This window comes from Bacillus haikouensis, from assembly GCF_013179555.1.
Taxonomy (GTDB): Bacteria; Bacillota; Bacilli; order Bacillales; family Bacillaceae_B; genus Rossellomorea; species Rossellomorea haikouensis_A.
The window spans coordinates 1-12,393 of the sequence record NZ_JABMCR010000127.1 but is presented as its reverse complement, the minus strand read 5'-3'; the positions used below and the strand labels follow the sequence as shown (position 1 = coordinate 12,393).

The following is a 12,393-nucleotide window of genomic DNA, read 5'->3' as shown; positions in this document are numbered from 1 at the left end:
GTCATCCTTATTATTGTCTCGGTAGAAGTCGTTCCTACAATCATCACCTTCATAGGCCCGAAGCGTTTAAGGGAAAAGGAGTTATTCCTGCGGGCGACCATCAAGGAAAAGCATGAAATCAAAACGATTATAGAGAAAATCAAAGATGAAGACATCGCAATTGAAAATATCCGGATCAAGGATTTAAAGAACAATCAGCATCTCCTTGAATTGAAGATCATCGTCGACTTCAGGAAGAAGACAACAGATATTTATTATACGATTTCTGAAATCAAAGGAATCAAGGACGTTGAGATAGAAAGTTTATAGAAAATAATCCCTTGAACACCTGGGTTATTTTTTATGGAGCTGAACCTTTTCTATAAATGGCAGTTCTTTGACCACTTCCAATACGCCATTGAAGTTGACTGTATCAGGCGTAAGAAGAAGGAGAGAATATTTGAAGCGTTCCAGACCTTTAAGGTCATCGTCATCTTCGATTTGATATTGCGTGATTTCAATGCCGTGATCAGTGATGGCATTATTGATGGCACTTATGTTTCCTTCCCCTTTTTGAACAACTAAACTTAAGAGGAGGAGTTGTTTATGCCTCACCTTCATTTTATAAAAGGATTCAAATTTATTTAAGAAGAACAATGTAATCACAATGATAAATGTAGTGAAAATGGCTTCCCAATACATACCGATTCCTACTACAAGACCGAGTCCGGCAACTACCCAGATACTCGCAGCAGTTGTAAGCCCCCTCACCGTCACTCCCCCATGGACCATGATTGTTCCTGCCCCGAGAAAACCAATTCCCGAGATGACGTAGGATGGGATTCGGCTCGGGTCAAAGCCGACTAATTTGGGATGTTCTTCCAAGAATGGCTCGAATCCGTACAACGATACAAGCATCAATAAACAGGATCCGACTCCAACGAGGATGTGTGTTCGCAGTCCTGCCGGGTGGTTTTTGGACTCTCTCTCGATTCCGATCAAGCCGCTTAAAACGACGATTAACATAATCCGGTATAGGGAGAGTTCAAATTCATCAGGTAATTCCAGATCTATGATTTCAAAAAAGCTCATTGGCGTTTCCCCTCTTCACATTCTTCTATTACCTATACTTTTAACCTATATTGAATATTTTAAAACCACGATCGGAGGGCGAAGAGACGCCTGAGCTGATACTGGTGTATGTCTCATTACAAATTCAGTTATAAAAATAAATACCAGGCAGCGCTGAGCACCACCTGGCAACATAAACTATTGAACCGGCTTCTTCAAGAATCCGACCATCAATGCTGTAATGACAGAACCTATCAGGACAGCCAGCAGATAGAAGAATGGATTTCCTTCCACTACAGGGAATACAAATAGTCCTCCATGCGGAGCCGGAAGCCCGATCCCGAATACCATGGTAAGTGCACCGGCAATCGCTGCCCCTGTCACGATTGAAGGAATGACCCGGAATGGATCCGCTGCCGCAAACGGGATGGCACCTTCCGTAATGAAGGAAGCACCCATAAAGTATGCGGCAATTCCGGCTTTTCTTTCATTATCATTGAATTTCTTTTTAAATAAGGTCGTCGCTAGTGCCAATCCAAGCGGCGGCACCATCCCTCCTGCCATGATGGCAGCATGAGGCGCAAGATTTCCGCCTTCGATCATGGCGATACCGAATGTAAAGGCAGCCTTGTTTATTGGACCTCCCATATCGACTGCCATCATCCCGCCGAGGATCAAGCCGAGTAACACGAGGTTCCCTGTCCCCAATCCATCCAGCCAGTTCTGTACCCCACTATTTACTGCACTTAGTGGCTCTACTAGGAATTGCAGCATAATAAAGCCGGTAATGAAGATCCCCAATAAAGGATAGATCAAAACCGGTTTGATGCCTTCAAGGGCGGCCGGAAAGTTATTCGTCAGGCGTTTAATGCCTATCACGACATAACCCGCGAGGAAACCGGCGATAATCCCGCCAAGAAATCCGCTTTCTCCTGTCGCAGCAATCAATCCGCCGACCATACCGGGTGCAAAACCGGGGCGGTCTGCAATGCTCATCGCGATGAATCCTGCAAGTACCGGCACCATCAAGTAGAACGCGTTTGTCCCGCCGATTTTATTTAACATTGCAGCAAATTCATTATACTCTGCATGATCCGGATTAGCCGATTGGATACCGAATAAGAAGGAAATCGCAATCAGGATCCCTCCACCGACAACAAAGGGAAGCATATTGGATACACCGTTCATCAGATGCTTATAGAATCCTGTACGCTGTTTGTTCTCCGCACCTTCATCTTCTGTCTCTGAATCAGATTTCCCCCCGCTGTATAATGGGGCATCCTTTTTCAATGCTTTATCCAACAATTCCTGAGGCTTTCTGATTGCTTCTGCAACTGGAACTTCAATGACAGGCTTCCCTTTAAAACGATTCATCTCCACTTTTGTATCTGCCGCAACGATAATCGCTGCAGCACTGTCAATTTCAGCAGAAGTCAACACGTTTTTTGCCCCGCCAGAACCGTTGGTTTCCACTTTGAGATCGATCCCAAGCTCTTTCGCTTTTGCTTTAAGCGCATCTGCTGCCATATATGTGTGGGCAATCCCGGTTGGACAAGCTGTTACGGCTAACACCTTTCCTCCACTAGTTGAAGTCTCTTCGGAAACGGATTCCTCTTCCTCCTCTTTATCATGCAAATTGATAATCTCTAAAACTTCTTCTTTGGTCGCAGCGTCCAATAATTCTTTACGGACATCAGCGTCCATCAGTATAGATGAAAGACGGCTGAGCGCTTCCAGATGAGTTTGGTTGGCACCATCGGTTGCGGCAATCATGAAGAATAGATGTGCCGATGCCCCGTCGAGGGATTCATAATCAACGCCAGCTGTCGATTTTCCGAAAGCAATTGCCGGTGATTTGACCGCTGTTGTTTTTGCATGCGGAATGGCGATCCCTTCACCGATCCCTGTAGTACTTTGTGATTCACGGGCATGAATTGCTTTTTTAAATTCAGCTGCGTCCTGTAAATTCCCGCTCTTATCCAGAACTGAAACCAGCTCGTCGATGACGGCAGATTTTGATTCTGCCTGTAAATTCAATGCGATTGTCTCTTCTCTTAACAGCTCTGTTATACGCATTGCAGTTCCTCCCTTTTATGTTTTACTGATTTCAATCCGTTTATATAATTCATTCACCTTTTCTGCTTCACACAATCCAATGGAAAAAGCAGTTGCTGAACCTGCGGCTGTTCCCAATCGGAATGAATCTTCCAGGCTTAACCCATTTGACAAACCTGAAAGAAACCCTGCGACCGTTGAGTCACCCGCTCCCACTGAGCTTTTCAAATCCCCTTTTGGAACGACTGCATAATAGACATCCTCGCCATTCAAGAGAAGCGCACCCTTGTCTGCCATTGATACAATTACATTTTCTACGCCTTGTTCTTTCAGTTTCTTTCCGTAATGGATCGCTTCTTCAACCGAATCGATTACTGTATCAAACATTTCACCTAGTTCATGATGATTCGGTTTAATCAAAAAAGGCTTAAGTTCCAGCACCGGCTGTATCAGATCTTTTTCAGCATCAATCACAATTCGCGCTCCACGTTGCCTGCAAATCTCAGCCGCCTCCTGATAAAAAGATTTTGGAACAGAAGCCGGGATACTGCCCGCGAGCACGAGCGTATCACCCTCTGATAAATTAGAGATTATATACATAAGCTGATCCAGCTGTTGTTTATAGATCGATGGGCCGTTCCCGTTAATTTCAGTTTCGTCTTCCGACTTTATTTTCACATTAATTCGTGACATCTCATCTACCTGGACAAAATCAGTCTCAATGTTTTCTTTTCTTAAAAATTGCTTAATATATTCGCCCGTGAATCCACCAGCAAATCCGAGTGCTGTACTTTTTACTCCAAGGATATGAAGGACACGGGAAACGTTGATCCCTTTTCCACCAGGTAGCGCATTCTCTTCCGTCGAACGGTTAAGCCCGCCTTTTGTGAATTGATCGAGCTCCATAATATAGTCAACGGATGGATTCAGAGTTAAGGTGTATATCATGTTGTCACAACCTTTACAGTAGTTTGTTCCGCATAAGCTGAATCGGAACTGTTTTCACTTCCGTTTGTGATGATTATCGCTTTCTCCAAATCGGCAATTTTACTGAATGCGATTTCGCCGAATTTGGAATCGTCAGCTAGCACGATTGCTTCCCTGGAAAGTTCAATGGCCGTCATCTTCACTTGAGCTTCTTCGGGATCAGGTGTCGTGTATCCATACTGAGGATGCACACCATTCGTGCCAAGAAATGTTTTGTCAAATCGGTATTTCCGGATAGACTCGACCGCTCCGCTGCCGATCATCGCCTTCGTTGTCGGCTTTACACTGCCTCCGACGATATACGTCTGGATACCCTTTTCCAGAAGGGCATCCACATGAGTCAAGCCATTTGTCACAACCACGATATCCATTTCGGGTAAAAACTCGATCATGCATAGCGTCGTCGTTCCTGCATCTAAGAATATGCAATCACCTTCTTCGATCAAATTGGCCGCATAGCGAGCAATCGCCTTTTTCTCGTGAAGGTTTTTGGATGTTTTTTCAGAGACGGTCAATTCTTTCAGCTTCCCCTGAAGTATTGAAGCCCCGCCATGGACCCGCTTTAAAAACTTTTCCTGCTCAAGCTGTGTCAGATCACGTCGAATCGTTGATTCAGATGCCTCAGTCAGTTCTGTAATCTCCTGGATCTTGATGGCTCCCTTCTCTTTGAGCAAGTCTAAAATAATTCGGTGCCTTTCTTCGGTTAACATAAATTCCTCCTGCTGATTCGCTTATTAACCCCATTATAATGAGAACGTTTTCAGAAATCAATCATTTTCTATCAATATCCATCAAATTCAATCTAATATCGTTCAAAAACAGTCATCATTTGCTCTTTTCTTGGCGCAACAGTGTTAATTGTTCTTTAATGTCAGTCCCCGCCGCCTGCGTTTTCTCGCCACCTGCACCGATACCTTTAAATTCCAGGCAAATACCTAATGTCAATACACCTAATAAAAAGTACAATAGATCTATACATAACGTTCCACTATAATATGTTTTTACTTGATCATTTAAATTGTGATTGATTTTCTCCAGTATGAACCAGGAATGAGGAACAGCTTAAGGGAGAGAGATGAGATGAATGAATGGCTTGGAAAAATGTCAGAATGGATTGAAGGAAATCAGTTACTTAGTGTGCATTATCTAAAAATCAAACAAGGACCCCGTTCCTTTTCAGGGAGACTTCTTCAAGTAAACGAACAACATGTACTTTTCTACGCTGATGACACAAAGGAAGTCATCAATCTGCATATGAACCAGATTGACCACATCGAACCTTTTCAATAATTCAGGGCGGCATCCCCAGTAACGAGCGATCGTCCACAAACATAAAAAAAGCCAGCTCCGGTTAACAACCCGGAACTGGCTTTTTATGACACTACTTTATTCATGATTTTCTTCTTGCTTTGCTTCAGGATTTTCTTCACTCTTAGGATTAGGATTCACATAATGATAATCTTTGCGATCAATCGGTTCAAATCCTTCCGGTTCATAGAAGCGAAGTAAATCCTCATAGATTACTTTGTCTGATAGTTCCAGACGTTTTTGTGCATCTTTACTTATATCTCCACAAGCTTTGCTTGCTTCTTCATTACCTTCTTCAATCGGTTTTCCAGTTTCATTATCATAACAAACACCTTTGATGTTTGAATACTTTTCAGAAATCACGTCACCGTTTCGGAAAGGTACGATCTGCTTGCGCTCCTCAGAAAGAAGATCTTGACCAAAGGTAAGATAATCTTTCGTCTCCTGCCCTAGAAGATGCATAACTGTAGGGCGAAGGTCGATCTGTCCGCCGTACGTATGGTTGACTCCACCTTCTGCACCGGAGTTCAGGATGAACAGCGGTACACGCTGTAACTGAGCACTTTCGTAAGCACCGACTTCTTTGCCGAGAATTTCAGACATTGCCCTGTTATGATTATCCGATATACCGTAGTGATCTCCATAAAGGACAATCATTGTATTGTCATAGAGACCTTTTTCCTTCAAGTTGTTCACGAAAGCTTCAAGCTGCTGATCCATGTAGTGTGATGTTTGGAAATAACGGTTCACTACCCCATCGTTTGTTTCAGCTGTCGGGAAGTCAGTGTCTTCCTCATGACGGTCAAACGGAAAATGGTTGGATAACGTTAAGAATTTCGTATAGAAAGGCTGTTTCAGACTTTCCAGCATCGGAATTGAATCTTCAAAGAACGGTTTGTCTTTCAATCCGTAAGGAAGCTGTTCTTCCGGATTGTTCATATCATAATAAGTTGCATCAAAGAATTTATCGTATCCCATTGAACGATACATTTCTGAACGGTTCCAGAATGTTTTATAGTTACCATGGAATACCGCTGATGTGTATCCTTCATCCTTTAACATAGCAGGAGCTGACTGATATGTGTTATTTGCATGAGTCATGAAAACTGCACCCTGCGGAAGCGGATATAATGAGTTTTCGATGATGAACTCTGAATCAGATGTCTTTCCCTGACCTGTTTGATGGAAGAAGTTATCAAAGTACATAGCATCTTTGTTTTCAACCAAAGAGTTCAAGAATGGAGTAACTTCCTTTCCATTCAACTCTCTTCCGATCATGAATGATTGAAGAGATTCCATCGATATATAGATGACGTTCTTTCCTTCAGCCTTACCAAAGGCATCCGGGTCAGGCGCAGCTTTATTTGCTTTTACAAAGTTCTCTACCTCTGATACCTCATTGCCATCGGCCATTGCACGTTTGGCATGGGTTTTTGAGTTTTGAACGATATCGTAAATCGTAAAGTTCGTTGTACCTAAATATTTTACCAGGTAGTTTCGATCAAAGCTTCTAGTCAATAATTCAGGACGGTCGATGTTCGCAAGACCAAGATTCAATAAGAATACAAGGACTGCAGAAGTCATGACCGCGAATACTGCACGGAAACGCAGCTTTTCCTGAGGCTTCACTTTCTTCAGGATCACAAGTCCGATTATGATGAACAGATCCAAGAAATAGAGAATATCAACAGGGCTAAGCAGCTCTATCGCACTTCCGCCTAAACCGTTGTTCGTTTTCGCCTGCAGGATGACCGGCACTGTAATGAAGTCATTAAAGAATCGGTAGTACACGACGTTTGCATATAGGACGAAAGACATCAGCAGGTTAATGACGATAAACGCAATGTATCTGCCCCGGCCTTTCCAGAATAGTGCAATAGCAAAGAAAAATAACGCTGAACTCAGCGGGTTAATGAATAATAAAAATTGCTGCATGACATTTTGAATGCCAAGATTGAATTCTGCCAGATAGACAGCATACGTTTTTAACCAAAACAGAATGACGACTGTAAAGAAGAAAGTCAACTTCCCAGTACGCATCTCACTGCGCATGTCATTGAAACGGTTCTTAAAGAAGTTCATACTTCATCACCTTTTTATATTAAAATTTGTAAAGTTAATTTGTAGTTTTTGTAAATCTCGAATGAGTCAACAACGAGTATTATAGCAGAAATTGATTTCACCTGTATAACAATTTAGTGTAAATCGTAACAAAAATATTTCACCGCAATTCGACAAACAGGCATTATTCCGGAGAAAAATCTTGTGATATCAAGGTGTATTACGTAATTATGAAACACAAAAAACGAGTGAAGGGTGGCTGAATCTACATGAACTGTTAAAATAATGTAAATGGAGGTCTTTCATTTTTTTATCTTTTATTTTATCCCCTTATCTATACTGCTTATAAACCTGATTCGCGATTGTAATATTAACCAAATGTAAATTTTACAGGCGGATTCAAAAAATGATTGAAGTCCCACTTCAATCATTTTTTGAATTCTTACACATGAGATAATTTATTCAATACATAATTTTCTACCACTTCTGCTACGCCGTCTTCCATATTGGACAATGTTACGTGATCAGCCTTCGCTTTGATATCATCCGGTGCGTTGCCCATAGCCACCCCAAGGCCGGCATATTCAATCATCGCAAGATCATTGTAGCTGTCGCCGATTGCGATGATTTCCTCTTTTTTTATCCCAAGAGGTCTGATCAGGTAATCCAAACTCGCACCTTTGGTTACGCCCAGCTGCGTAAATTCCAGAAAGTAAGGTTTTGAGCGCATCACACATAGCTCGCCATCGAGTTCTGCCTGCAGCTTCTTCTCCACTTCCACAAGTCTTACTTCTTCCTTAAGCATTAATGCTTTTACTACCGGTCCGCCAATTGCATCCTTAAAACTTGGCACCACTTCAACCGGAAGTCCTGTCAACCCGCTTTCAATATCAGCAAATTCATTTGGCTCTTCCACGATGATGGCATCGTCCGAATACGTAAGGATGCCCACCCCTTCACGTTTGCTCAATTCGTACAATCTGTGAGCCGTCTCAGCGGACAGCGTACGGCTGTATGTTTCTTCATCTGTGCTGCAGTTGATTATCTTTGAACCATTAAAAGATAAAATGTAGCTTCCATAATGATCAAGCTTCAGTTCTTTCGCCACCCAACGCATCCCGTAAGTCGGTCTGCCTGAAGCAAGAACGACTTTCACGCCTGCTTCCTGTGCCTGGGCTAGAGCCTTTTTCGTCCGCTCCGATATCGTCTGATCATCGCGGAGCAATGTATCATCTAAATCAAGAACAATCATTTTATAATTCATGAATAGAAAATCCTTTCTATATAAAAGAAAATAATATTTTCCTACTATAACACCATTGGATGTTTTTTAAAAAGGAAAGTTTTTGTTTAGAAGAGAGTAATTGAAGTGGATCTGAACAGGGGCATTATTTCACGATCAAAATAGAACAGACCGCCACATGGCGGTCTATTCTATAGAAAATACTTTTCTGTTGGGAAATTCAGCTGCCTTTTTTCAGTACATTATGTTTTGGATTATTAGTTTGAGACCGTAATTCCGATCGTATGTCTTTAAAGAATGACACTCCCATCAGGATGATGACAAGGGCAAATGGCAGGGCTGCGATAATGAGCATATTCTGCAGTCCCTGGGTACCGCCGAAATAAACAACGGCGGCGGCCATCATCGACTGAATCAAGCCCCACGCCATTTTAACCTGATTGCCCGGGTTCAAACGGCCGTCCGTACTGAGCATTCCCAACACAAACGTTGCCGAATCGGCCGATGTGATAAAGAAGATGGCGATGACAAAGATCGTCATGATGGACATCAAGGTACCCAGTGGATACTCTGCGAGCGTCCCGAAGGTGGAAGTCTCAAGACTGAATTCAGAAATTGCGGCGATTCCCAGATTTTCTAGTCTTAGTGCCGATACCCCGAATACCGCGAAGAAAATGAAACACACGAGTGACGGCAGCAGAAGGACACCGAATAAGAACTCTTTGATGGTTCTGCCTTTTGATATCCTCGCAATGAAGATGCCGACGAAAGGCGCCCAAGATATCCACCATGCCCAATAGAAGATAGTCCAGCTATTGATCCATGTCCGGCCATCCGAGTCCATCGGGGCAATCCGAAGGCTCATCTTAAAGAAATCGGCAACGTAATTGCCCAGCGTATGAGTAAACATATTTAGAATCAGCATGGTTGGTCCGACGATAAATAAGAGCATCAGCAGGAGAGCGGCAAGACCCATATTGATATTGCTCAAATACTTTATTCCTTTTCCGATACCTGACCATGCAGACCAAATGAATAAAATCGTAGATACGGCCAATACAATTAGCTGGACCGTAAAATTGTTCGGTATTCCAAATAAAAAGGAAAGTCCGCCTGTTATTTGAGCAGACCCGAAGCCAAGGGTAGCCGCAACTCCAACCACAGTCGCAAACACGGCCAGCACATCAATCCACTGACCCAATGCTCCTTCCATTCGCTTCTCGCCAAATAACGGGGCAAGCGTGGCACTTATCAACCCTTTAGCACCACGGTTGAATTTAAAGTAAGCAAGGACCAGCGCGACGATACCGTATACCGCCCAGGCATGGATTCCCCAGTGGAAAAAAGAATACTTCAACGCTTCTTTCACAGCTGCATCCGTCCCGAGCTCTGCTGCCGGACTGCTTTTGAACGCATGTGAAATCGGCTCGGCTGTCGTCCAGAAGACGAGTCCCATTCCCATACCTGCACTGAATAGCATGGCAAACCATGAGGAATTACTGAACTCCGGCTCTTCCCCCTCCTTGCCAAGCTTAATTTTTCCGTAACGGGAAAACATCAAATAAACACAGAAGAGAAGAATTGCAATCACAATCAATAAATAAAACCAGCCAAATTTATTTAGGATTCCCTGTGTAATCGAAGCCGTGACGGTTTCCAAATTCTTTGGGGCAGCAGATCCCCAAATGACAACGATTAATGAAATAAATAATGCATACCAAAATACTCGTGTAGCCTGTTTCATGTGTCACCTCTCATAAATATGTACCTTACTAATGGTAACATACCTCTTTTCGATAGCCAGAAAACCGCTTCGCACTAATTATTTTCCGCTAATCCTTATTATCCTCGCTAATTAATTCGCTATACAGCTAACAACTATATACCCCGATAAAAAAATAACTTAACCCATGAAAATGAGTAACGTTTTCATTGATCAGTTACAGAAAGCTCTGGATATGGAGGCGGGCACATGAAAGTTCAGCTTTAGGGATCTTCTAAATGGACCTCAGTTTGAAGGAATCGAACACCTTAAATTTGGTTTAACTATATAAATGTTATTGACAACAAAATAGATAATCTATTAAAATGTTTTCATAGCCTCTAAACAGGCTTGCATAATTGAACCACGGGGCATTAGCTCAGCTGGGAGAGCGTTTGGCTGGCAGCCAAAAGGTCAGCGGTTCGATCCCGCTATGCTCCATACCGGAAAACAGGGAATCCTTTAAAGGATTCCCTGTTTTTTTATGTTTTACAAAGTATGATTAACTCCTTATACTGATGAAATAATCGTCGAAGGGTAGTGATCCACAATGCTATACATATGGAATATCGAGAAAATCATCCAACAGACATTATCCTGGCACAATTTAGACATCAACTATGAGTCGAACAATCAGCTGACTGTTCCGATGAGCTATAATGTTTCCCATAACACAATCAGATTTAATTATTTGAAGGTCAATGGTTATATAGCGAAGATGAATATAAAAGAATCAGAGGAGAGTATTGTCAAGATCATTCTCTATCGTGTGCTTGGATATTACATGGATTTTAAGAAAAATAAACATGATACGAGGATTCTGATGTATGGTGAAGATAAAGAAATCGAAGAACTTAAAGCTTTGATTGAGCGGAATGCATGGGAGTTTGGAAGGACGCTGGTTCCTGAAGAACTGCAGAAGGCGTACGATAAAGTACGCGAATTGGACAAGAGGTTGATTAAATGAACATTCCCTCCAATTGTCAGGCTCCTTGTAAAAAGGAGCCTTTCGTCTACCTTTGTTGAATATTCGGCTAGAACACGGCCTGGGGTAAAAGGATAATAAATTCTGTCCCTGCCCCTTTTTCACTATTCACAAAGATTTTACCTTTGAATGAACGAATGATTTGAAAGCTGACCATCATCCCCAGACCTGTTCCCTTTTCCTTCAGAGAATAATAAGGGTTCCCAAGCCTGTCAATTTGTTGTTTCGTCATGCCGACACCCTGATCCTTAATGCTGATCCTGATAAATCCATCGGCGTCCGGACTGCAGGCGACCCAGATGATTCCTCCATTCGGCATCGACTCCACCGCATTTTTCATAATATTAATCAATGACTGGTTTATTTTCTGTGGATTGGCATCAATCCAGCAATCACCAACAATATCTGTCTTTATCTCTACTTGATGGTTCAGGCTGAAGCTTTGAATGAGATTTGCGACTCGTTCTACCTGATCCCCTGCATTGACTTTTCCATTAAGATTTTCCGAGGGTTTACCAAATGCGAGAAAATCATCAATAATTTCATTTGCCCGATCTAATTCTTCAATCGATACTTTAATATATTCCTTCTTTTTATGCGGCAGATCGGGATCGTCTAAAAGCTGCAAAAAGCCGCGGGTCACTTGCATAGGATTTCTGATTTCATGAGCGAAAACACTGGTCAGCTCACTGATCACCCGTAATTTTTCCGAATTTTGCACATCTGAACGCAGCTGATGAATCTCCCTTATTTTTTCTATAAACACAATACAGAACAAAGTAACAGCCACCATAAAGACCAAATGTAATAATTGCACTTTCAGATAATCAAATGAAAAGCCTATTAATATAGTGAAGATAGTTAGCCCCAGCACACAGTAATAAAAGGAAAGCCCTAATGCGATGACTGCCTTCTTATCTTTTTTTGAACGAATAAATGATT

The 12,393-nt window shown here is 42.3% G+C and carries 10 protein-coding genes, 1 tRNA gene and 1 pseudogene; 4 read left to right on the top strand and 8 right to left on the bottom strand.

Going from position 1 to position 12,393, the window contains the following annotated elements; all coding sequences use genetic code 11:
- Positions 1–309: pseudogene (locus HP456_RS13150) on the top strand (MgtC/SapB family protein); the annotation flags it as partial.
- A 24-nt stretch (positions 310–333) separates the two neighbouring features.
- On the opposite strand, the gene HP456_RS13145 reads toward HP456_RS13150, so the two are convergent.
- The 4 genes from HP456_RS13145 to HP456_RS13130 all read right to left on the bottom strand — a co-directional run bounded on the left by HP456_RS13145 (position 334) and on the right by HP456_RS13130 (position 4,802).
- A complete protein-coding gene (locus tag HP456_RS13145; RefSeq protein WP_172251777.1) occupies positions 334–1,071 on the bottom strand; it encodes an MgtC/SapB family protein in 738 nt (245 codons plus the stop codon).
- 177 nt (positions 1,072–1,248) lie between these two features.
- The gene (locus HP456_RS13140; RefSeq protein WP_172251775.1) at positions 1,249–3,126 is read right to left on the bottom strand and encodes a PTS fructose transporter subunit IIABC; all 1,878 of its coding nucleotides are present in this window, start codon (positions 3,124–3,126) and stop codon (positions 1,249–1,251) included.
- A 15-nt stretch (positions 3,127–3,141) separates the two neighbouring features.
- Complete coding sequence (pfkB, locus tag HP456_RS13135) at positions 3,142–4,053, bottom strand: 1-phosphofructokinase (protein ID WP_172251773.1); 912 nt, start codon at positions 4,051–4,053, stop codon at positions 3,142–3,144.
- On the bottom strand, positions 4,050–4,802 hold the full coding sequence (locus HP456_RS13130) for a DeoR/GlpR family DNA-binding transcription regulator (RefSeq protein WP_172251771.1): 753 nt from the start codon (positions 4,800–4,802) through the stop codon (positions 4,050–4,052). Before HP456_RS13130 ends, pfkB begins: the two co-directional genes overlap by 4 nt.
- 370 nt (positions 4,803–5,172) lie before the next feature.
- Here HP456_RS13130 and HP456_RS13125 point away from each other — a divergent pair, with 370 nt between their 5' ends.
- A complete protein-coding gene (locus HP456_RS13125) occupies positions 5,173–5,382 on the top strand; it encodes a hypothetical protein (protein WP_172251769.1) in 210 nt (69 codons plus the stop codon).
- Positions 5,383–5,478: 96 nt separating this feature from the next.
- On the opposite strand, the gene ltaS is transcribed toward HP456_RS13125, so the two are convergent.
- From ltaS to HP456_RS13110, 3 genes are all read right to left on the bottom strand, one after another.
- Positions 5,479–7,452, bottom strand: a complete 1,974-nt coding sequence (gene ltaS / locus HP456_RS13120) for a lipoteichoic acid synthase (protein ID WP_172251779.1) — start codon at positions 7,450–7,452, stop codon at positions 5,479–5,481.
- A gap of 451 nt (positions 7,453–7,903) precedes the next feature.
- The gene (locus HP456_RS13115) at positions 7,904–8,725 is read right to left on the bottom strand and encodes a Cof-type HAD-IIB family hydrolase (protein ID WP_172251767.1); all 822 of its coding nucleotides are present in this window, start codon (positions 8,723–8,725) and stop codon (positions 7,904–7,906) included.
- A gap of 199 nt (positions 8,726–8,924) precedes the next feature.
- The gene (locus HP456_RS13110; RefSeq protein ID WP_172251765.1) at positions 8,925–10,448 is read right to left on the bottom strand and encodes a BCCT family transporter; all 1,524 of its coding nucleotides are present in this window, start codon (positions 10,446–10,448) and stop codon (positions 8,925–8,927) included.
- Positions 10,449–10,834: 386 nt separating this feature from the next.
- Between HP456_RS13110 and HP456_RS13105 the strand changes: the two genes are divergently transcribed.
- Together HP456_RS13105 and HP456_RS13100 are read left to right on the top strand one after the other, a co-directional pair.
- A tRNA-Ala gene (locus HP456_RS13105) sits at positions 10,835–10,907 on the top strand.
- A gap of 109 nt (positions 10,908–11,016) precedes the next feature.
- Positions 11,017–11,433, top strand: a complete 417-nt coding sequence (locus HP456_RS13100) for a hypothetical protein (protein ID WP_172251763.1) — start codon at positions 11,017–11,019, stop codon at positions 11,431–11,433.
- A 67-nt stretch (positions 11,434–11,500) separates the two neighbouring features.
- On the opposite strand, the gene HP456_RS13095 is transcribed toward HP456_RS13100, so the two are convergent.
- A partial coding sequence (locus HP456_RS13095; RefSeq protein ID WP_172251761.1) for an ATP-binding protein occupies positions 11,501–12,393 on the bottom strand: 893 nt, incomplete at its 5' end.